Here is a 20,033-nt window from a genome sequence, read left to right as displayed (position 1 = left end):
CGCCTCACGGACGGTCGAGGCGGAGCACCCGCCCGGCCACCACCAGCACCGCCTCGTCGGCCACCGCGGCCACGGCCGCGTTCACCTCGCCCAACGCGTCACGGAAGCGCCGCCCGACCTCGGTCTCGGGGTGCACGCCGAGACCCACCTCGTCGCTGACCAGCACCGTGTCGCCCGCCCGGGCCGTCAGCGCCCGGCACAGCCCGTCGACGTCCACCGCGAACTCGGGCGTGGCGGCCAGCCACGTGCCCAGCGAGTCGACCAGCGCGGTGCCCGCCGCCTCACGCAGGGCCGCCACGAGACCCGTGCCCGCCTCCACCGTCGTCCACGAGCGCGGGCGCCGGGCCCGGTGGAGGGCGATCCGCTCGGCCATGTCGGCGTCGTCGGCCCAGCCGGTCGCCAGGTAGCTGACCGGCTCGCCCCAGCGGCCCGCCAGTGCCTCGGCCACCCCCGACTTGCCGGAGCGGGCCCCGCCCAGGACGAGGACGATCACCGGTGGTGCCCCGCGGCTCGGGCTGCGGCCGCGTCGGCCCGCGCCCCGTCGAGCACGGCGGTGTGCACGGCCCGGGCCAGGCACGCTCCCCAGGCCGAGCGGGGACCGCCGAACGGATCCGCCTCCCCGACGGTCGGGGCGGCCACCGCCACCGCGTCGGACGCGGTGCCCGTGCCCGCCACCCCTGCCTCGTGGAGGGCCTGCACCTTCGCCTCGGTGGCGGTGGCGACGGCGTTCACCAGGGCCGCGTCGGACAGGGCGGCCGGGACCACCACCCACACGTTCACCGTGCCGGGCCCCCCGACGCCGGGGTCGGCGTCAGGGGGCGCCGCCGCCCAGGTCGGCCAGCCCAGCCCCACCGTGGCGACCACCTCCACGCCGCCGTCGGCCGCGCGGCGGGCGGCGCGGACGTCGACCGCGGTGAGCATGCCGACCCCCGTCTCACCCCCCTCGTCGACGCCGCACCCGGAGGCCAGCCGGCGGAGGTACTCGGCCCCGTCGACGCGGCCGTAGTCGGCGGCCACCTGCGCGTTCAGGAACCACGACCGCTCGCCGACACCGCCGCCCACGAGGCTCGTCGACGCCACCCGGAGCGGGTGCGGCGGTCGCCACGCCAGGGCCCACAGCTCCCGGCCGGCCTCCACCCTGCGGTGGAGCTGGGCGCCGAGCCGCACCGTCACCCGGGCGGGACCACGCCCGCGTCGCCCAGGGTCGCCATCTGCCCCACCACCCGAGCCGCGGCCTGCACCACCGGAACGGCCAGGCAGGCCCCGGTGCCCTCGCCCAGGCGCATCCCGAGGTCGAGCACGGGCACGAGCCCCAGGTGCTCGAGGGCGACGGTCGCACCGGGCTCGGTGGAACGGTGGCCGGCGACCACCCGGTGGCGGACGCCGGGTACGTGGGCGTCGGCGACGAGCAGGGCGGCCAGGGCGATCACGCCGTCGACCACCACCGGCACCCCGAGGGCGGCCCCACCCACCACGAACCCGGCGAGGGCGGCGATGTCGAGCCCTCCCACCCGGCGGACCACCTCGAGCGGCCCCGCCCCCTCGGGCAGCCGGGCGACCGCCGAGACCACGACGTCGGTCTTGCGGGCGAGGGTGGCGTCGTCGATCCCGGTGCCCCGTCCGGTGCAGCGGGACGCGTCCGCCCCGGTGAGGCTCGCCACCACCGCGGCCGCCGGCGTGGTGTTGCCGATCCCCATCTCGCCGGTGACCAGCAGGCGGGCGCCGTCGGCCACCAGCCGGGCCGCGGTCTCGGCCCCGGCGTCGAGGGCCAGCACCGTCTGGTCGACGTCGAGAGCGGGCCCCACGCAGAGGTCGGCGGAACCCCGGGCGACCTTGCGGTCGACGAGCAGCGGGTGCGGCGGCAGGTCGCCGGCCACGCCCACGTCGACGACCACCAGCCGGGCGCCGACCTGGCGGGCGAGCACGGAGATGGCCGCGCCGCCGGCGCAGCAGGCCGCGACCATGCGGCCGGTGACGTCCTGCGGCCACGGCGTGACCCCGCTGCAGGCCACCCCGTGGTCGGCCGCGAACACGGCCACGGCGGCCGGCTCGGGCACCGGCGGCGGGCAGGCCCCGGCGATGCCCGCCAGCTGCGCGCCCAGATCCTCGAGGCGCCCCAGCGACCCGAGCGGCTTGGCCAGCAACGCGTGCCGGGCCCGCGCCGCGGCCACCGCGGCCCCGTCGAGCGGCCCCACCTGGGCGGCGGCCCGGGCGAAGGCGCCGGGCGCGCTCACCAGTCGATGCCCCTCTTGGCCGCGATGCCGCGCTCGTAGGCGTGCTTCACGCTGCGCATCTCGGTGACGGTGTCGGCCACGTCGACCAGCTCGCCGGGCGCGTCGCGGCCGGTGACCACGATGCTCACCCGCGGCGGCCGCTCGCGGATCACGGCCACCACCTCGGCGGTGTCGACCCAACCCCAGCGCAGGGGGTACGTGAGCTCGTCCAGCACGACCAGGCGGTGCTCCCCCGCCTCGATCAGCCTCCGGGCGTGCGACCACGCCTCGCGGGCCACGGCCTCGTCGCGCGTGAGGTCGGCGGAGTCCCACGTGAAGCCCTCACCCAGCGACCACCAGTCGACCCCCAGGCGGCGGCCCATCGCCTCCTCGCCCACCTGCCAGTCGCCCGACTTCAGGAACTGCACGACCGCGACCCGCCACTCCCGGGCCAGCGCCCGGAGCATCACGCCGAACGCCGCCGTCGACTTGCCCTTGCCGTCGCCGGTGTTCACGAGCACCAGCGAGGGCGCCGTCCGCAGGTCGCCAGGGCGGGGGCGGGGGTCGTCGACGGGCGGCTCACCGGTGGCGCCGTCGGACGTCACGGTCGACCGACCTCCCCGTCGCGGCTGCGCACCGGGACCACCACCGACATCCCGTCGATCTGCACGACGCGCACCCGCGCCCCGGAGAAGCGGCCGAGGGTGGCCTCGGTGAGCACCTCGGCCGGCGATCCCGTGGCGTGGACCCGCCCCCCCTCGAGCAGCACGAGGCGATCGGCGTACTGCCCGGCGAGGGTGAGGTCGTGCATCGTCGACACCACCGCGAGGCCGTGGGCCGAGCGCATGCGGTCGACCAGCTCGAGCACCTCCTGCTGGCGCCCCACGTCGAGAGCCGACGTCGGCTCGTCGAGCAGCAGGACGGGGGCCTGCTGGGCCAGCGCCCGGGCCAGCACGGCCCGCTGCAGCTCACCGCCCGAGAGGGTGTGCAGGGTTCGCGACGCCAGCGGGAGCAGGTCGAGCTGGGCCAGCACGTCCTCGACGGCGCGGAGGTCGGCGGTGCCCTCCCGGCCGAACGGGGGCAGGTGGGGCGTGCGGCCGAGGAGGACGTAGTCGCTCACCGTCAGGCCGGGCGGCACCACGGGGTCCTGGGCCACCAGGGCGACCAGGCGGGACCGCTCCCGCCGCCGCAGGGCTCGGCCGGGCCTGCCGATCAGCTCGACCTGGCCGGCGGTGACGTGGCCGATGCCGGCGATGGCCCGCAGCAGGGTGCTCTTGCCGGCACCGTTGGGTCCCACCACGCCGACCCACCGGCCGGGCGCCACCTGGAGGTCGACCCCGTCGAGCAGCCGGGCGCCGCCCACCTCCACGGTGAGGTCGCGGACCGACACCGCCCACCCGGCCTCCGCCTCCACCAGCGTCATCCGATCACCCGCCGCGAGGTGCGCAGCACGAGCACGAAGAAGGGCGCCCCGAAGAACGCGGTGACCACCCCGATGGGCAGCTCGGCCGGCGCCACGACCGTGCGGGCCAGCAGATCGGCGCCCGCGAGGAACGCCGCGCCGAAGAGCAGCGACAGGGGGAGGATGACCCGATGGCTCGAGCCCGCGAGGAGCCGGATCGTGTGCGGCACGATGATGCCGACGAAGCCGATGAGCCCGCTCACCGACACCGCCGCCGCCGTGCCCAGCGACGCGGCCACCACCACGAGCACCCTCGTGCGAACCGGGTGCAGCCCGAGGGCGGCGGCCTCCTCCTCGCCGACGGCGAGCACGTCGAGCGACCGGGCCGCCAGCAGCAGCACGGCGGCCGTGACGGCGACGTACGGCACCAGCACCAGCACCTCGTTCCAGCCGGCGGTCGACAGGCGGCCGAGGATCCACGAGTAGACCTCGCGGATGGTGTCGGCGTTGCGCTGCTGCACGTACGTCTGCAGCGCGGTGAAGAAGCTGGCCACGGCCACGCCGGCCAGCACCAGCGAGGCCGCCGACCGGAGCCGGTCCCCGGACGCCCCGAGGGCGTAGGTGAGCGCCACCGCCACCAGGGCGCCGCCGAACGCGATCAGGGGAACCAGGTCGACCACGCCGCCGCCGCCGCCGAGACCCGCGACGATGGCGAAGGTGGCACCGAGCCCGGCCCCGGCGGCCACGCCCAGCAGGTACGGGTCGGCCAGCGGGTTGCGGAACACACCCTGGTACGACGCCCCGGCCACGGCCAGCATGGCGCCCACGAGCAGGCCCAGCACCACCCGGGGCAGCCGCAGGTCCCACACGATGGCGGCCTGCCTCGCCGACAGCCCGGAGTCGATCGACAGCAGCGGGAGGTGATCGAGGAGCTCGGCACCCACGGCGGAGGGCGCGAGCCGCACCGGCCCGAGGGTGACGCCGGCCACCGACACGGCGAGCACGGCCACCACACCGCCCACCCACCAACGCCAGCCGACGTGGGCGGGGCGGATGGTCGGCAGCGGCTCCGGCGGGAGGGCCTCCGGGCCGGGGTGGGGGTGCGACGCGACGGAGGCCGCGCCGCGACCTGGTGGGGCCGCCAGCCGCTCCGGCGGCAGCGTGGCGGGCGCACCCTCGGCCAGCGTCACGACGCCGGCTCCGGCTCCGGCTCCGGCTCCGGCTCCGGCTGGGACGCGCCGCTCACCGCGCCCACGACGGCGGCCAGGAGGTCGACCACCCGCGGTCCCCAGCGCGAGGCGATGTCGTCGTCGAGGACGACCACGCCGCCGGTGCGCACGGCCGTCAGCTGCCCCCACCCCGGGCGGGCCGCCACCGCGGCGGTGTCCTGGCCGCAGCACCGGGCATCGGCCAGGAAGACGAAGTCGGGGTCCTCGGCGAGGATGTACTCGGCGGAGAGTTGGGGGTAGTCCGAGCCGTCGCCGGCCCCGTCGGCGATGTTGTCGACGCCCGCCATCCGGTACACGTCGCCGATGAACGTCGCGGAGGTCACCGAGTAGTAGGTGGGGTCGAGCTCGTGGTACACGCTCGGCGCCACCTCGAAGACGGGCACCTGGGCCAGCAGCTCGTCGATGCGGGCGCGCATCCCGGCCGTCACCGCGGCGGCGCCGTCCTCGTTGCCGGTGGCGATGCCGAGGCCGGCGATCTGGTCGTAGGCGCCCTCGACCACCTCGGGCGCGTCGTACAGGAGCACCGGGATGCCCAGCGCGTCGAGGCTGGCCACCAGGCCGTCGGCGTCGCTGGAGACCACGACCAGGTCGGGGTCGTAGCCGGCGATGGCCTCGACGTTGGGGGTGAACCCGCTCAGGTCCGTGGTGGGTGCCTCGGGCGGGTGGTTCGACTGATCGTCGACGGCGACGACCTGGGGCCCCGCACCGATCGCGAACAGCATCTCGGTGAGGCTGGGCGAGAGCGACACGATCGCCGTGGGGCGGGCCTCGATGGTGACGTCGCCGTTGTCGGCCGCCACGGTGACGGGGAACGCGCCTCCATCCCCCACGGCCGCGGTGTCGGACGGACCCGTGGACGCCGGCGCCGCGTCGTCGCCACCGCAGGCGGTGGCCAGCAGGGCCACCAGGAGCACCACCGCGAGAGCGGCGGGCGATCGGCGGGCCACGGGCACCTCCTGTCGGTCGAGGGATCGGGACACTCGACGACAGGGGGCTGCCGAGCGAGTCAGCCCTTCCTCGAAGGCTGGTTCTCGTCACGTCCTCAGCAGGCGACCTGGCTCGCCCTCCAGGGGAGGGACCACAGTTGCGGGACAGCGCCGGGGTCTCACCGGCTTCGCTGCTGCCGACGTCGGCCCGACCGTACCGCGTCCCGAGCGGCGGGCACCAACGTCGCGTCCGGGTCCCCTCAGGACCTGGTGCGCGCCTGGTCGCCCACCGACCACCTGCGCACCAGGATCCGCGTGACGGGGCCCGCAGGCGCACCCCCGGAGCAGGCCGACCGCAAGGGCCGCCGTGGGGATCGGCGGCGCAGCCGCTCAGCCCAGGGCGCCGGCCAGCGCCCGGTCGAGGCGCTCCAGCCCCGCCTCGTCGGGAACGGCCAGCCGGGCCGCGTCGGGCATCCCGAACGACCGGCAGTCGCGGACCAGGACCCCCCAGGGGGCGAGCCGCTCCCGGAGGCCGGGCACGCCCCGCGCCAGCAGGAACGGCGCCGACGACGGCTCGGTCGCCAGCCCGTGGCCGTGCAGGACGGCCACCAGCTCGGTTCGCAGGCCGGCGATGCGCGCCGACCACCGGGGCAGGTCGGTCGCGGCCAGCAGGTCGGCCGTCGCGGCCAGCGCGAGCGAGCCCACCGACCACCAGGGCTGGCGGGCGACGAGACGGGCGGCCATGGCCTCGTCGGGAGCCAGCACGTAGCCGAGGCGGAGACCGGGGCAGGCCCAGAGCTTGGTGAGCGAGCCCAGCGCGACCGCGCCCGGGTCGCCCCTCGTCCAGCTCCCGGTGGCCAGCGGGTAGAACGCCTCGTCCCAGACACCGGCGCGATCGTCGGCTGCGGCCAACCGGCCGGTCGGGTTGTTGGGGTTGGAGCGCCAGCGCGGGCCACCCCCGTCGGACCGGCCGAGGTGCCGGCGGTAGAGGGCGAACTCGGGCTCGTCGACCCGCCCGGCGGGCAGCTCGGCGGCCACCAGGGCGATGGCCTCGGCGCCGCCGTTGGTGAGCACGAGCCGCGCCTCGGCCACGCCCATGGCGGCGGCCAGCGAGGCGGTCGCGGCCCGGGGCTGGGGGTAGCGGCGCACCGAGTCGAGGTGGCGCCGGAGCACCGGCACCACGTCGGGTGCGACCGGGTTCCTCGTGGCGGCCAGGTCGAGCAGGGCGTCCACCGGCACCCCGAGCGCGGCGGCCACGGCGGCGGCGTCGTCGCCGTGCGGACCCGGCGGCGGTACGGCCCCGGGCCGCGGCCACGCGATCCCCCCGGGTCGCGCCGAGCCCGTCACGGGTCGTCGCGGCGGCCGACGCAGCCCTGGCACTCGCCGGCGAGGGCGAAGTGCTGGGCGACCAGACGGACGCCGTGCTCGGCCTCGAGGCGGGCCGAGAGGGCGTCGAGCGCCCCCCCGTCCACCTCCACCACCCGGCCGCACCGCTGGCACACGACGTGGGCGTGGCGCTCCGAGGTGAGGTGGTAGACGGCCCTACCGTGCCCGAGGTGGACGTGATCGACCACCCCGAGGCCCTCCAGGACCTCGAGGAACCGGTACACGGTGGAGACGTGCACGTTCGGGAGGCGCTCGCGCACCAGGACTGCCACCCGGTCGGCGGTGAGGTGCTCGTGGTCGTCGTCCGAGAAGAGCACCTGCACCATGGCCCGCCGGGCCGGGGTCACGCGGCCGCCCCGCCGCCGCAGGGCGACCAGGACACGCTGGGCTCGGTCGTCGGCCGCCACGGCCGGGGAGGTTACCGGCCGCCCCCGGAGGCCCGTGGCGCCGACCGGGCCGGCGGAGATGCGACGGCGTCGCAATAGCGCCGGAGCCGCAGTAGCGTCGCCCCGTGCACATCCCGAAGGTCCTCGCCGCCGCGCTGGTCGCCGTCGCCCTCGTGGCCACGGCGTGCGGCGACGACGAGGGCGGCAGCTCCGGCGGCGACGCCGCGACCGCCGCCGACAGCGCCGACCTGGCCGCCGAGGCCCGCGAGGCGTGCCTGTCGGGCACGCCCGTCGAGGGGGGCGCCCTCGAGGTGGTGACCACCGTGGCGCCGATCACGAGCATCGTGGCAAACGTGGCGGGCGGCGGCCTGGCGGAGATCCAGGGCCTGGTGCCCGAGGGCACGAACTCGCACACCTTCGAGCCGCCACCCAGCGCGGCCGCGGCCCTGTCCGAGGCCGACGTGGTGTTCGTCAACGGCCTCGTGCTGGAGGAGCCCACCAAGGACCTGGCCCAGGCCAACCTGGCCGACGGCGCGGTGATCTGCGAGCTGGGCACGGCCATCCTCCCCGAGTCGGAGTACGCCTACGACTTCTCGTTCCCCGAGGACGGGGGCAAGCCGAACCCGCACCTGTGGACCAACCCGCCCATGGCGGCCGCCTACGCCGAGCTCGCCGCCGAGGTGCTCGCCCGGATGGACCCGGCCAACGCCGAGGCCTACCTGGCCAACGCCCAGGCCTTCACGGCCAAGGTCGACGAGCTCGATGCCGCCGTCCGCGAGGCCACCGCCACCATCCCGGAGGGCCAGCGCCGGCTGCTCACGTACCACGACGCCTACGCGTACTTCGCCGACGAGTACGGCTGGGAGGTGATCGGCGCGATCCAGCCCTCGAGCTTCGACGAGCCCACGCCCCGGGAGATCGCCGACCTGATCGTGCAGGTCGAGGAGACGGGCGTGCCCGCCATCTTCGGCTCGGAGGTGTTCCCCAGCCCGGTGCTCCAGCAGATCGGCGACGAGACGGGGGTGCGCTACGTCGACGTGCTCCGCGACGACGACCTGCCCGGTGCGCCCGGCGACCCGGAGCACTCCTGGCTCGGCCTGATGCAGTTCGACTACATCACCATGGTCAGCGCCCTGGGTGGCGACCCGGCCGCGCTCGAGGCGGTGTCGGTCGACGACGTGGCCGAGGACACGGCGACGTATCCGCAGTGAGCGCCCGGGCAGCCGCCCCCGGCCCGTTGCTGCGCCTGGCGCGCGTCACCTGCACGTACGGGGGCCCGCCCGTGCTCGACGCCGTCGACCTGGAGATCGACCCCGGGTCGTTCACGGGGATCGTCGGCCCGTCCGGGTCGGGCAAGACCACCCTGCTGCGCGTCCTGCTCGGCTCGGTCACACCCGTCGCCGGCACCGTGCAGAGGCGCCCGGGCCTCACCGTCGCCTACGTGCCCCAGGTGGAGACCGTCAACTGGAACTTCCCCATCACCGCCGCCGAGGTCGTGCTCATGGCGTCCCGGCACGAGCGGTGGCGACCGTGGTCGACGCCCGCCGAGCGCCGGCGCGTCGACGAGCTGCTGGAGCGCCTCGGCATCGGAGGCCTCGGAGGACGCCACATCCGCCAGCTGTCGGGCGGCCAGCAGCAGCGGGTGTTCATCGCCCGAGCGCTCGTGCGCCGGCCCCAGCTGGTCGTGCTCGACGAACCCACCTCGGGCGTCGACGTCCGCACCCGCCACGACGTGCTGCACGTGCTCGAGCGGCTCCAGCACGACGGCATCGCCGTGGTGCTCACCACGCACGACCTCAACGGTCTGGCCACGCACCTGCCGGCCATCGTCTGCCTCAACCGCCAGGTCGTGGCCGCCGGCCGGCCGGTCGACGTGCTCACCCCGGACGTGCTCGAGCGCACCTACGGCGCCCCGATGGACGTGCTCGAGCACGGCGGCATGCCGCTCGTGGTCGACCGGCTCGGCGGGGTCGGCGCGGAGCCGGCGGGCGCCCGCGTGGTGCGCCTCCCCCGGCGGGCCGGAGGGCGCTCGTGAGCGCGCTGCTCGAGCCGTTCCGCTTCGAGTTCTTCCGCAACGGCCTGATCGTGGCCACGCTGGCCGGGGCGATCTGCGGGCTCATCGGCGTGTACGTCGTCCTGCGGAGCCTCAGCTACATCGGCCACGGGCTGTCCCACGCCATCTTCGGGGGCGCCGCCGCCAGCGCGGTGATCGGCGTGAACTTCTACCTCGGAGCCGGTCTCTGGGGCCTGGCGTCGGCCCTGCTGATCGGCCGGGTCGCCCGGCGGGGCCTGGTGGGCTCCGACGCCGCCATCGGGGTCATCACGACGGCCTCGTTCGCCGTGGGGCTCGCCCTCGCCAACGTGTTCGGGTCGGCCCAGCGGAGCATCGACGCCGTCCTCTTCGGGAGCATCCTCGGGGTCGGGCCCGAGGACGTGGTGGCGGTGCTGGTGGCCGGGCTCCTGTCGCTGGCCGTGGTGTGGTTCGCCTATCGCGAGCTGCTGTTCTCCACCTTCGACCCGGAGGTGGCCGGCGCGACCGGCGTGAACGTGGCGCGCGTCGAGGCCCTCCTCATGCTCGTGCTCGCGGTCACGATCCTGGTGACCATGCAGGTGATGGGCGTGCTGCTGATCTCGGCCATGCTGGTCACCCCGGCCGTGATCGCTCGGATGCTCACCAACTCGTTCGCCCGGATGCTGGTGCTGGCGCCGATCATCGGGGCGCTCTGCGGGTTCGTCGGGATGAACCTCAGCTACCACATCGACGTGTCGTCGGGTGCCACGATCATCCTGGTGGCGGCATCCGCGTTCGTGGTGGTGTTCGGCCTCACCGGCAGCCGCGGGCTGCGCCGCGTGGGCAGCGTCGCCGACGTGCACTGACGGCCGGACGGCGCTCAGGGCGAGGAAGGGCGCCCTGCCGTGGTGGTGCCCGACCCCCCGGGAGCGGTCTGCAGGAACCGCACCGGGAGCGACCGCGGGCCTCGCACCTGGCCCGCCGACCACGTGACCGCGTCGGGGTCGGCCAGCTCGAAGTCGGGCACGCGCCGCAGCCACTCCTCGAGCGCGACCCGCAGCTCCATGCGGGCCAGGTTGGAGCCCAGGCACCGGTGGATGCCCAGGCCGAAGGCGGCATGGCGGTTCTCGGCCCGGTCGAGGACGACCTCGTCGGCCCTCGGGAAGGCCTCCGGGTCGCGGTTCGCGGCCGGGAACGCCAGCAGGAGCCAGTCGCCCGGCTGCAGCACCCGGCCGCCCAGCTCGCACTCCTCGGCGACCACGCGAGCCATGGTGACCGGCGCGTAGGCCCGCAGCAGCTCCTCCACGGCGGTCGCCATCAGGGACGGGTCGGCCACCAGCCGGGCGCGGTCGGCCGGGGTGCGCCAGGTGCCACAGCGACGAGCCGATCGCGCTCCAGGTGGTGTCGATGCCGGCGATGAGCACGAGCACGAGGGTGCCCCGGAGGTGCTCGTGGGTGAGGTGTCGGCCCTCGATCTGGGCCTCGAGCAGGTAGCCGACGAGATCGTCCTGCGGGGTGCGCCGGTGCGAGTCGATCACCCCGTCGATGTACGTGATGAGCTCGGCGAACGTCTGCGCCCGCTCACCGGGTGCCGCGGTCACCTCCTCGAGGGCCACGTGGATCCAGTGCCGGAAGCGGTCACCGTCCTCGCGGGGCACGCCCAGCATGCGCGCGATCACCGACACCGGGATGTGCTGCGCGTAGTCGCGGGCGGCGTCGCATCCGCCGCGGTCGAGCACGGCGTCGAGCAGCTCGCCGCACAGGGTGCGGGTGACCGCCTCCCAGCGGTCGATCGCCTTGGGCGAGAAGGCGGGGAGCAACACCCGCCGGGCGGGGCCGTGGAACGGCGGGTCGGAGGTGATGGGCGGCGCCCCGCCGCCGGGCGGCGGCTCGACGTCGCGGACCTCGTTCACGATCACCCGCTTCGAGGAGAAGTGCTCCGTGTCGTAGGCGACCGCGGCGATGTCGTCGTGCCGGGTGGGCAGCCACACGCCCCCGTAGCGTCCGGAGTGGGCGACCGGGCAGGTGTGGCGCAGCTCGTCCCAGATCGGGAACGGGTCGGCCACCCACGCCGGGTCGGTGTGGTCGAAGTCGGTGGCCCAGTCCTCCACCCGAGGCCGATCCGCCATCCCGGCCGCCCCTCAGTCCTCGACCGTGATGGCGAACTCCGGGCAGTTCGCGGCGGCCAGCCTGGCCTGCTCCTCGAGCCCGGGCGGCACCACGCCGTCGTTCTTCGCCGACGCCGTCCCGAAGTCGTCCACGTCGAACAGCTCCGGTGAGATCGCGTAGCAACGGTTGTGCCCCTGGCACCTGTCGGGATCGACGTAGACCTTCATCCGACCTCCCCTGGTAGGCGCCACGGATCGTAGGCCCTCGCCGCCGGCTCAGCGCTCGCCGGCCAGGACCCACTCCACGCCGGCGGCAGTGTCGCGCACCTCGATCCCCGCCTCGGCCAGGCCGTCTCGCAGCAGGTCGGACAGGTCGTAGCGCCGCTCGGCGCGCACGGCGGCCCGCAGGGCGAGCGCCGCCCCCACCACCGGGGCCAGCACCTCCCGAGGATCGCGCAGGCCCGAGCGGGCCGCCTCGCCCAGGCGGACGACCATGGCGCGGAGCGCAGCCCGGGCGCGGTCGGCCTCGTCGCTCTGCAGGGTGTCGCGCGACCAGTCGACGATCGCCTGCTCGAGGTCGAGCACCGCGGCCACGGCGGCGGTGGCGTCGCGCGCGGCCAGCGCGGCCTCGAACGCCTCCTCGAGCCGGCGGGCCTCCCCGGCCAACGACGCCGGCGGCACCGCGGCCTCGACGGGCGCGACGTCGGCGCCGCGCCCGCCGACCTCGGGCGGCCCGGCCGCTTCACCCGCCACCCGCGCCGAGCGGCCCTCGCCGGCGCGCCGGAGGAGGTCGATGGGCACCGTCTCACCGCTCGGGATCTCCACCGAACGGCCCTGGCGGCGCAGGGTGAGCCGGCCGAGCCCCACCACCGTGGCCGTGTCCTCGTCGAGGTCGAGCACCACCCCGGTGTGCTCGTCGACCCCGAGCACGAAGGCGCCGGCCGGCAGCATCGTCTCCATGACGGCCAGCCGTGTCTCCCCCAGGTAGCAGAACCGGGTGTCGTGGTGGCCGCCCTCGGCGTTGTCGTAGTGCGGGATCACCGCCACCGGGAGCTCGATGGCGGTGAGCAGGTCGAGGCCGTCGAGCCAGAACGGGTCGGCACCCACCTTGTAGATCTCGTACACCGGGACGGTGCGGAGCCCGAGGGTGAGGGCGGCGGCGCTGGCGAAGGTGACGGCCCCGCCGTGGGCGAGCTTGTCGGCCAGCAGCCCGGGCAGGGGCGTGCCCGCCCACTGGCGGAGGGCGTAGCTGGGGCTGCCCGGGCCGGCGAACACGAAGCGGGCGGCGCGCACCCGGGCGAGCGCGGCCTCCACGACGACGGTGTCGGCGCCCTCGGTGCGGCGGAGCCCGGCCACGCCGAGGTCGCGCCCGACGCTGTCACGGAAGTAGTCGACGGCACGGGCCGACAGGTCGTCCGCGTTCTCCTGGAAGCCGAAGGGGGTGTCGAGCACGAGCGCCGGCACCGGGTCGGGACCGAGCCGGTCCAGCACGCCCCGGTGCACCTTGACCATCGTGGGCGCCGTCTCGCCGGAGCCCATGATCGTGAGGAGGCGGGGGAGGGCCATGGGCTCGGTGTCAGCGCCCGACGAAGGCGGGGTCGGTGGCCGCGGCCCGCAACACCTCGGCGACCTCGGCGGGGTACTGCGCGTGCACGTCGTGGTCGGCCGGCGAGAACCAGTGGACGCGCCCCCTGGGCAGGGCCGAGGCCGCGGCCTCGACCGACCGGCGCTTGTCGTCGGTCGAGGCCGGATCACCGGTGTCGGCCGGCAGCAGCAGCACCGGCACCTGGACCTCGGCGACACGCTCCTGGGGCCGGTGGCCCCAGAGGCCGTGGAGCACCTGCAGGTGCCGCTCGAAGGTGAGCCACGGGGCGACCGTGCCGTCGCGGCGCACCTCGAAGCAGGCGAGCGCCCCCTGGATGCCGCTCTCCGGCCAGTCCGGGTGGGCGTCCCTGATCCAGCCCTCGAGCACCGTCACGGGCGTGCCCTCGATCGTGGGTGGGGCCAGGGTGAGCGCGCACTCGTCCCACGTGGCGAACCGCCGCTGCAGGTCGATCGTGCCACCGTCGACGCAGGCGACGCCGGCCACCAGGTCGCGGTGGCGCCAGGCCAGCTCGAGCACGACGTTGCCTCCCCACGACTGCCCGGCCACGAACGGGCGGCCCCACCAGCCGGTTCGGAGCAGGGCAGCCAGGTCGTCGACCACCGTGGCCAGGTCGTACCCGCCGTCGGGCTTCGAGGACCGGCCGTGACCCCGAAGGTCGACCGCCGCCACGTCGTGGCCGGCCGCGGCGAGCCGCTCGGCCACGCCGTCCCACAGGCGGGCGTTCGAGGCCAGGCCGTGCACCAGCACGAACGACGGCCACGCCGCGGGTTCGCTCGGCGACCAGCGGAGCACGCGCAGCCCGATCCCGGGAGCCACGGCCACGTCGACCGACGAGGCGGTGACGCTCACGCCGCGTCCCGCAGGCGATCGAGCAGCGCCAGCAGCTCGATCGAGCGTTCGACCGGCCGGGGCCACGCGACCTCGCCCCGCACGGCCGCCGCGAAGGCGTCGACCATGCCCCGGTAGGGGTCTGCCCCGCCCGTGACCAGCTCGGTGATGCCCCCGTCCCGGCGGCGGAGCCAGAGCCGGTCCTCACCCGGTCCGGGGGTGAAGGCCCGGTCGGGAGCGAGGCTGGCCTCGCTCCCGACGAGCTCGAGCAGCTGCCGCTCGGGCAGGTCGAACGAGCACAGCACCGTGGCCGTGGCCCCCCCGCCGAAGTCGAGCCAGGCCGAGAAGGTGCGGTCGACCCCCGCCGACGTCCGGTCGGCGCTCGCCGCGACCGCGACCGGTGGGCGGTCGATCACCTCGAGGATCGGGGCCAGGCAGTAGACGCCCACGTCGAGCAGCGCGCCGCCGCCCTGGGCCGGGTCCCACCGGTAGCCGTCGCCGGTGCCGATCGGGAACGTGAAGCTGCCCCGCGCCGCGGTGATCCGCCCGAGGTCGCCGTCGCGGGCCAGCTGCACCAACCTGGCGGCCCTGGGGTGGAAGGGGGTCATGTAGGCCTCGGCCAGCAGCACCCCCGCGACCCGGCACGCCGCGGCCATCGTCTCGGCATCGGCAGCCGTGGGCGCCAGCGGCTTCTCGCACAGCACGTGCTTGCCGGCGCCGGCGGCTCGCTCGGCCCACGGCCGGTGCAGCCCGTTGGGAAGGGCCAGGTAGACCGCCTCCACGGCCGGGTCGGCCAGGACGTCGTCGTACGACGTGGGACCTGCCCGCGACCCGGCCGCCACCAGCCGGCAGCGGTCGCTGTCGTGGATCGCCGGCAGGACGGCCCGGCTGGCGACGGACGACCGGGCCCCCAGCACCCCGATGCCGACGGGTTCGAGCCGTGCCACCGTGCGCCCGTCAGCCCGGCTCGACGGCGCGACCGCCCTCGTCGGAGGATCGCTGGGCGGCCTGGAGCACGGCGACGACGTCCCTGGCCTCCGAGGGCGCCACGGCGAGGGGCTCGCCCAGCAGCAGGTGGTCGGCGAGGTTCCGATGGAACGCGGGGCCCGGATGCGCCACGGGTGGGAGCCACTGCTCGACGAGCCCGTAGCCCGCCTCGTGGCGCACCAGGCGCAGCTCCACCGGTGCCTCGGCGTGGTGCGGCCGCTCGTCGACGTAGCCCCGGCCCGGTTCCAGGCGCTCGAACCGCAACGGCCGGTAGTGGCCCTCCAGGGTCCCCTCGGTTCCCTGCACGTAGAACTTGGGGCGGCGCACGGCGGCGACGTCGCTCTGCACGAACGTGGCCTCGCGGCCGTCGGGCCACTGCAGCCGAACGGTCACCTGGTCGAGGTTGGAGACGTCGTGCCACACCCGCTTGTGGCCGGTGCACCACACGCGGGCGGGTCGCCCGCCGTGCAGCAGCAGGATCCAGTCGACGTGGTGGGAGCCCCAGTCGTAGACCGCCCCACCCGACACGGAGGCCTCGGAGTGCCAGGCCCGGCAGGGGTGCTCGAACCCGCCGACGAAGGTCTCGATGTTGAACACCTGGCCGAGCGAGCCCCTCTCGACGGCCCGGCGCAGCGCCAGGAAGTCGGTGTCCCACCGGCGGGACTGGTGGACGGTGAGCATCCTGCCGGCCGCGGCGGCCTCGGCCAGCAGCCGGTCGGCGTCGTCCAGGCGGAGGCACATCGGCTTCTCGAGCACCACGTGCTTGCCGGCGCGCAGCAGGTCGAGGGCGATCGACGCGTGGCTCACCGGCGGCGTGGCCACGATCACGACGTCGGCGTCGACGTCGGCCGCCAGCTCGGACGCGTCCGCGGTGGTGCGCACGCCCGGCAGCTCGGCCTCGGCCGCCTTGCGCCGCTCGTCGCTGGCGTCGCACACGGCCACCAGGTCGAGTCCGTCGGTGTCGCGGACGGCCAGGCCGTGCACCAGCCCCATCCCGCCGTAGGGCCCGTAGCCCACGATGCCCACGCCGAGGGGTGCCCGGGGCGGCCGCGGCGGCCGCAGGAGTCGGCGCAGCAGGCGACCGAGATCGGGGTCGGCGAGGGCGCGCTCGAGCGGGCCGTAGCCGCACGTCACCACCGCGCCGGCCCCGAGCGGCCGCTCGACGACGGTGGGGCGGTGGGCGAACCGGACGCTGGTGGTGGCCACCACCGTCGCCTCCGGCGCATGCACCGTCAGGGTCGACAGGACCGCGGTGACCCTGGGCTCGAGCGGGAGCCTGGCGGCGGCGGGGTGGGCGCCGAGGGTGACGAACCACTCGGTGTCGGGCAGCACCTCGCCCGCGGCGGTGCCGAGCAGGGCCGCGGCCGGCGACCCCGGGGGCGCCGGCCCCGCGAGCACGCGCGCCCCCCGCCGCACGGCCTGCTCCACCGCAGCCACGGTGCGGTCGTCGGCCAACTCGGGGCGGGCCCAGCGCACGACCCGGGCACCGGCGAGGGCGTCGACCGGGGAGCCGGGGCCGGGGAAGGGGCCGGGGCCGGGGCCGGGGCCCAGCTCGACGCCGACGTCGAGGTCGAGCGTGCTCACCGGCCCTCGCCTCCCGAGCCCCCGGCCCGGCCGGCCGTCGGCTCCCGGTGGGCGAGGTGCGAGAGGGCCTGCTCCAGCAGCTCGCCCACGTGGTCGCTCTCGAGTTCGTAGATCACCCGGGTGCCCTGCCGGTGCGCCCGCACCAGACCGGCCATCCGCAGCTTGGCCAGGTGCTGGGAGGTGGCCGCCAGCTGGGCGCCGGCCGCTTCGGCCAGCTCGCCCACCGACGCCGGGGCGCGCCGCAGCGCCCACACGATGCGCAACCGGGTGGGCTCGCCGAGCAGGCGGAACACCAGGGCGGCGTCGTCGACCTGCTCGCCGTCGAGCATGAAGACTGCATGCTTGCGCACATCGTTGAGCATACGAGCGGGCCGGGGGCACGGCCCACTCGTGCCCGCCGCCGCTCACAGGTAGCCGGGGGTGGGCTCCCAACGCGGCTTGGGCTCGTCGTGCACGAGGAACAGGCGGCCGCCGAGCAGCTCCTGGAGCTGTTCGTCGAGCACGTCGGCCAGCTCGGTGATCACCATCAGGGCCTCGAGCAGCTGGGAGGGCACGAACGGGTCGCCCACGAGGTCGGCGACGAGCAGGATCTGGGTGTCGGCCACCAGCAGGAACCCGAAGGGCAGGCGCCGGTTCCAGTCGTTCACGGCCTCGAGCGCGGCCGTCGCGGAGGGGACGTCGGTGAGCAGCGGGCTGAAGAGCCGCACCCGCAGCGGGTCCTCGAGCACCCGGACGAACGTGACGGCGGTGCCGTTGCGCAGCGGGATGTCCCCGTCGGCGTCGACCTGCGCGGCGCCCGACTCGGTGACGGTGCCGACCGTGTCGATCACGTGGCGCCGGAGCTCGTCGGGCGTCAGGCCGGCGAACACCTCCACCTCCGGGCCCTCGTCGGCCCGGTAGGCGACGAGCCCGAGCGCCGGGAGGGCCCGGTCGCGCCCGTCGTCGGCCGAGGCGGCGTAGGCCAGGCCGGCCGGCGCTGTCACCCCGAAGACGTCCCGCAGGGTGGCCGCGACCACTGCGGCCACCTCGGAGGGCGGCACCGGGGCGGCCCACGCCCGCCGGTGGTACTGGGAGGCGGCCGGATCGTGGCCCGGCTCGTCGACCTCGTCGGGCGTGAGCGACGGCGGCGTCCACCCCAGCTCGTCGAGGCGCTCGAGGGCCCGAGGGGAGAGCCACCGGCGCGGATGCAGCTGCTGGTTGCTGACCGCCTCGGCGCACACCCCGCCGTCGGCCGCGGCCGTGAGGCCGAGGAAGTAGGGGGCGTCGACCGTGAGCAGCAGCACCCGCTCGCCCGCGGCCATGGCCGCGACCACCCCGGCCAGCCGGCGCTCGAGGTCGTCCCAGTCGGCTGCGGGGTCGGCCGTCCCGGCCGTGTCGCCGGCCATCAGGTCGCCAGCTCGGGGACGTCGCGGAAGGCGTCGAGGGCGTCGGGGTTGGCCAGGGCCTCCCGGTTGCGGACGGGCCGTCCGGCCACAACGTCGGCCACCGCCAGCTCGACCAGCTTGCCGCTGCGGGTGCGGGGCAGCTCGGCCACGGCCACCACGCGGGACGGCACGTGGCGGGGCGAGCAGCGGTCGCGGATGCGCGCCCGGATCCGCTCGCGGAGCCCGTCGTCGAGCTCGACGCCGGGTGCGGCCACGACGAACAGCACGATGCGGGTGTCGTCGTCCCAGGGCTGGCCGATGGCGAGGGCCTCCACCACCTCGTCCATCGACTCGACGGCTCGGTAGAGCTCGGCGGTGCCGATGCGCACGCCCCCGGCGTTGAGGGTGGCGTCCGAGCGCCCGTGGATGACCATCCCGCCGTGCTCGGTCCACGAGGCGAAGTCGCCGTGGGCCCACACCCCGGGGAACCGCTCGAAGTACGCGGCTCGGTAGCGGCTGCCGTCGTCGTCGCCCCAGAAGCCGAGCGGGGTCGTGGGGAACGGCCGGGTGCAGACCAGCTCACCGGCCGTGCCGGTCACCGGCCGGCCCTCGACGTCCCACACGTCCACCGCCATGCCGAGCCCCGGCCCCTGGATCTCGCCCGCGAACACCGGGCGGGTCGGGTCGCCGGCCACGAAGCAGCCGCACAGGTCGGTGCCACCCGAGATCGAGGCGAGGTGCACGTCGGCCTTCACCCGGTCGTACACGTAGGCGAAGCCCTCGGGAACCAGGGGCGAGCCGGTGGAGGCGATGGTGCGGAGCGACGCCAGGCGGTGGCTCTCGCGGGGGGCGACGCCGGCCTTGCGGCTGGCGTCGAGGAACTTGGCGGACGTGCCGAAGAAGGTGAGGTCGCACTCGTCGGCGAGGTCCCACAGGATCGCCGGGTGCGGGTGGAAGGGCGAACCGTCGTAGAGGAGCAGCTCGGCCTCGGAGGCCAACCCCGACATCAGCCAGTTCCACATCATCCAGCCGCACGTCGTGAAGTAGAAGGCCCGGTCACCGGGACCGATGTCGCAGTGCAGCTGGTGCTCGGTGAGGTGCTTCACGAGCAGGCCGGCGGCCCGGTGCACGATGCACTTCGGTGCACCGGTGGTCCCGGACGAGTACAGGATGAACCCGGGGTGGTCGAAGGGGAGCCGCTCGTACCGTGGCCGCGCCCCCCGGTGGGGGGCCACGAACGCCTCCCAGGCCACCGCGCCCTGCACGCCCTGCAGGGTGGGCGCGGGGTCGAGCTCGCCCACCACCACGACCCGCCGGGCCGACGGCAGGCCCGCGGCGATGTCGCGGAGGCGCGCCAGGCAGTCGTGGCGGCGGCCGGCGTAGACGTAGCCGTCGGCGGCGACCAGCACCGCCGGCTCGATCTGGCCGAAGCGGTCGAGCACCCCGGCGGTGCCGAAGTCGGGCGACGTCGAGGAGAACACCGCCCCGATCGACGTGGCCGCCAGCATGGTGACCAGGGTCTCCGGCGTGTTCGGCATCCAGGCTGCGACCCGGTCGCCCGGGCCCACGCCCTCGGCCCGCAGGGCGGCCGCCAGGGCCGCGGCCTCGCCCGCCAGCTCCGCCCGCGTGAGCGCTCGGCGCACGCCGTCCTCGCGCGCGAAGCGCACCCCCGGTCGCCCGTCCGCCCCCCGGAGCAGGTTCTCGGCCAGGTTCACCCGCGCCCCCGGGAACCACGACGCGCCGGGCAAGCTGCCGTCGCCCGGGGCGGCCGCCACGTCGCCGCGCTCGCCGATCACGCCCAGCTCGTCCCAGACGGCCCCCCAGAACTCGTCGGGCCGCTCGACCGACAGCCGGTGCAGGGCGACGCTGTCGGCCAGCTCGGCCCCGGTGCGCGCCGCCACGCGCCCGCGGAACCAGCTGAGCCGGGCGGCCTCGACCCGCGGGCGGGAGGGGGTCCAGAGGGGGGCGTCGGCGCTCACGGCCGCCCAGTCTGATCCACGGCC

General features: G+C 75.9%; 20 protein-coding genes, 1 pseudogene and 1 riboswitch. Of the genes and pseudogenes, 3 read left to right on the top strand and 18 right to left on the bottom strand.

What is annotated here, in order from left to right; translation table 11 throughout:
• Positions 1–4 precede the first annotated feature (4 nt).
• The 9 genes from IPM45_11745 to IPM45_11705 all read right to left on the bottom strand — a co-directional run bounded on the left by IPM45_11745 (position 5) and on the right by IPM45_11705 (position 7,563).
• A complete protein-coding gene (locus tag IPM45_11745) occupies positions 5–493 on the bottom strand; it encodes a bifunctional adenosylcobinamide kinase/adenosylcobinamide-phosphate guanylyltransferase (GenBank protein MBK9180212.1) in 489 nt (162 codons plus the stop codon).
• Complete coding sequence (locus IPM45_11740) at positions 490–1,167, bottom strand: adenosylcobinamide amidohydrolase (GenBank protein MBK9180211.1); 678 nt, start codon at positions 1,165–1,167, stop codon at positions 490–492. Before IPM45_11740 ends, IPM45_11745 begins: the two co-directional genes overlap by 4 nt.
• 2 nt (positions 1,168–1,169) lie before the next feature.
• Positions 1,170–2,234: a nicotinate-nucleotide--dimethylbenzimidazole phosphoribosyltransferase gene (cobT, locus tag IPM45_11735; GenBank protein ID MBK9180210.1), complete on the bottom strand. Its 1,065-nt coding sequence runs from the start codon at positions 2,232–2,234 to the stop codon at positions 1,170–1,172.
• On the bottom strand, positions 2,231–2,818 hold the full coding sequence (gene cobO / locus IPM45_11730; GenBank protein MBK9180209.1) for a cob(I)yrinic acid a,c-diamide adenosyltransferase: 588 nt from the start codon (positions 2,816–2,818) through the stop codon (positions 2,231–2,233). Before cobO ends, cobT begins: the two co-directional genes overlap by 4 nt.
• Complete coding sequence (locus IPM45_11725; GenBank protein ID MBK9180208.1) at positions 2,815–3,636, bottom strand: ABC transporter ATP-binding protein; 822 nt, start codon at positions 3,634–3,636, stop codon at positions 2,815–2,817. Before IPM45_11725 ends, cobO begins: the two co-directional genes overlap by 4 nt.
• Entirely contained in the window at positions 3,633–4,679 is a 1,047-nt protein-coding gene (locus tag IPM45_11720; protein MBK9180207.1) for an iron ABC transporter permease, read from the bottom strand. The genes IPM45_11725 and IPM45_11720 overlap by 4 nt, the downstream gene beginning before the upstream one ends.
• A 122-nt stretch (positions 4,680–4,801) precedes the next feature.
• On the bottom strand, positions 4,802–5,791 hold the full coding sequence (locus IPM45_11715; GenBank protein ID MBK9180206.1) for an ABC transporter substrate-binding protein: 990 nt from the start codon (positions 5,789–5,791) through the stop codon (positions 4,802–4,804).
• Between the two features lie 106 nt (positions 5,792–5,897).
• Positions 5,898–5,957, bottom strand: a riboswitch (cobalamin riboswitch).
• Positions 5,958–6,160: 203 nt separating this feature from the next.
• Complete coding sequence (locus IPM45_11710) at positions 6,161–7,027, bottom strand: aminotransferase class I/II-fold pyridoxal phosphate-dependent enzyme (protein ID MBK9180205.1); 867 nt, start codon at positions 7,025–7,027, stop codon at positions 6,161–6,163.
• Positions 7,028–7,113: 86 nt separating this feature from the next.
• Positions 7,114–7,563 carry a transcriptional repressor gene (locus IPM45_11705; protein MBK9180204.1) on the bottom strand — a complete coding sequence of 150 codons (450 nt, stop codon included), beginning with the start codon at positions 7,561–7,563 and terminating at the stop codon, positions 7,114–7,116.
• A 227-nt stretch (positions 7,564–7,790) separates the two neighbouring features.
• On the opposite strand from IPM45_11705, the gene IPM45_11700 reads away from it, so the two are divergent.
• Genes IPM45_11700 through IPM45_11690 form a run of 3 tightly spaced genes read left to right on the top strand, consistent with a single transcriptional unit; the run spans position 7,791 to position 10,419 of the window.
• Complete coding sequence (locus tag IPM45_11700; protein ID MBK9180203.1) at positions 7,791–8,753, top strand: zinc ABC transporter substrate-binding protein; 963 nt, start codon at positions 7,791–7,793, stop codon at positions 8,751–8,753.
• Positions 8,750–9,577, top strand: a complete 828-nt coding sequence (locus IPM45_11695) for a metal ABC transporter ATP-binding protein (protein MBK9180202.1) — start codon at positions 8,750–8,752, stop codon at positions 9,575–9,577. Before IPM45_11700 ends, IPM45_11695 begins: the two co-directional genes overlap by 4 nt.
• Positions 9,574–10,419 (top strand): metal ABC transporter permease, encoded by an 846-nt coding sequence (locus IPM45_11690; protein MBK9180201.1) that lies wholly within the window; start codon positions 9,574–9,576, stop codon positions 10,417–10,419. Before IPM45_11695 ends, IPM45_11690 begins: the two co-directional genes overlap by 4 nt.
• 14 nt (positions 10,420–10,433) lie before the next feature.
• Here the strand turns inward: IPM45_11690 and IPM45_11685 are convergent.
• The 9 genes and pseudogenes from IPM45_11685 to IPM45_11645 all read right to left on the bottom strand — a co-directional run bounded on the left by IPM45_11685 (position 10,434) and on the right by IPM45_11645 (position 20,009).
• Positions 10,434–11,682, bottom strand: a pseudogene (locus tag IPM45_11685) (cytochrome P450).
• Positions 11,683–11,694: 12 nt separating this feature from the next.
• On the bottom strand, positions 11,695–11,889 hold the full coding sequence (locus IPM45_11680; GenBank protein MBK9180200.1) for a ferredoxin: 195 nt from the start codon (positions 11,887–11,889) through the stop codon (positions 11,695–11,697).
• Positions 11,890–11,937: 48 nt separating this feature from the next.
• Positions 11,938–13,227 carry a hypothetical protein gene (locus tag IPM45_11675; protein ID MBK9180199.1) on the bottom strand — a complete coding sequence of 430 codons (1,290 nt, stop codon included), beginning with the start codon at positions 13,225–13,227 and terminating at the stop codon, positions 11,938–11,940.
• Positions 13,228–13,237: 10 nt separating this feature from the next.
• The gene (locus IPM45_11670; protein MBK9180198.1) at positions 13,238–14,116 is read right to left on the bottom strand and encodes an alpha/beta hydrolase; all 879 of its coding nucleotides are present in this window, start codon (positions 14,114–14,116) and stop codon (positions 13,238–13,240) included.
• Complete coding sequence (locus tag IPM45_11665; GenBank protein MBK9180197.1) at positions 14,113–15,042, bottom strand: Gfo/Idh/MocA family oxidoreductase; 930 nt, start codon at positions 15,040–15,042, stop codon at positions 14,113–14,115. Before IPM45_11665 ends, IPM45_11670 begins: the two co-directional genes overlap by 4 nt.
• Positions 15,043–15,052: 10 nt before the next feature.
• Positions 15,053–16,666, bottom strand: coding sequence for a Gfo/Idh/MocA family oxidoreductase (locus tag IPM45_11660; protein MBK9180196.1), 1,614 nt, complete (start codon positions 16,664–16,666; stop codon positions 15,053–15,055).
• Entirely contained in the window at positions 16,663–16,995 is a 333-nt protein-coding gene (locus tag IPM45_11655; GenBank protein ID MBK9180195.1) for a helix-turn-helix transcriptional regulator, read from the bottom strand. The genes IPM45_11660 and IPM45_11655 overlap by 4 nt, the downstream gene beginning before the upstream one ends.
• 75 nt (positions 16,996–17,070) lie before the next feature.
• Entirely contained in the window at positions 17,071–18,051 is a 981-nt protein-coding gene (locus IPM45_11650) for a YbjN domain-containing protein (GenBank protein MBK9180194.1), read from the bottom strand.
• On the bottom strand, positions 18,051–20,009 hold the full coding sequence (locus IPM45_11645) for an acetoacetate--CoA ligase (GenBank protein MBK9180193.1): 1,959 nt from the start codon (positions 20,007–20,009) through the stop codon (positions 18,051–18,053). The genes IPM45_11650 and IPM45_11645 overlap by 1 nt, the downstream gene beginning before the upstream one ends.
• Between the last annotated feature and the right edge of the window lie 24 nt (positions 20,010–20,033).

The organism is Acidimicrobiales bacterium, assembly GCA_016716005.1.
Taxonomy (GTDB): Bacteria; Actinomycetota; Acidimicrobiia; order Acidimicrobiales; family JADJXE01; genus JADJXE01.
This window is presented reverse-complemented; position numbering and strand designations above follow the sequence as displayed.

Bases quoted from the DNA above. Each gene is read 5' to 3' on its own strand.
- IPM45_11650 (MBK9180194.1), bottom strand. From the start codon at position 18,051: ATGGCCGGCGACACGGCCGGGACGGCCGACCCCGCAGCCGACTGGGAC.
- IPM45_11680 (MBK9180200.1), bottom strand. From the start codon at position 11,889: ATGAAGGTCTACGTCGATCCCGACAGGTGCCAGGGGCACAACCGTTGC.
- IPM45_11675 (MBK9180199.1), bottom strand. From the start codon at position 13,227: ATGGCCCTCCCCCGCCTCCTCACGATCATGGGCTCCGGCGAGACGGCG.
- IPM45_11725 (MBK9180208.1), bottom strand. From the start codon at position 3,636: ATGACGCTGGTGGAGGCGGAGGCCGGGTGGGCGGTGTCGGTCCGCGAC.
- IPM45_11655 (MBK9180195.1), bottom strand. From the start codon at position 16,995: ATGCTCGACGGCGAGCAGGTCGACGACGCCGCCCTGGTGTTCCGCCTG.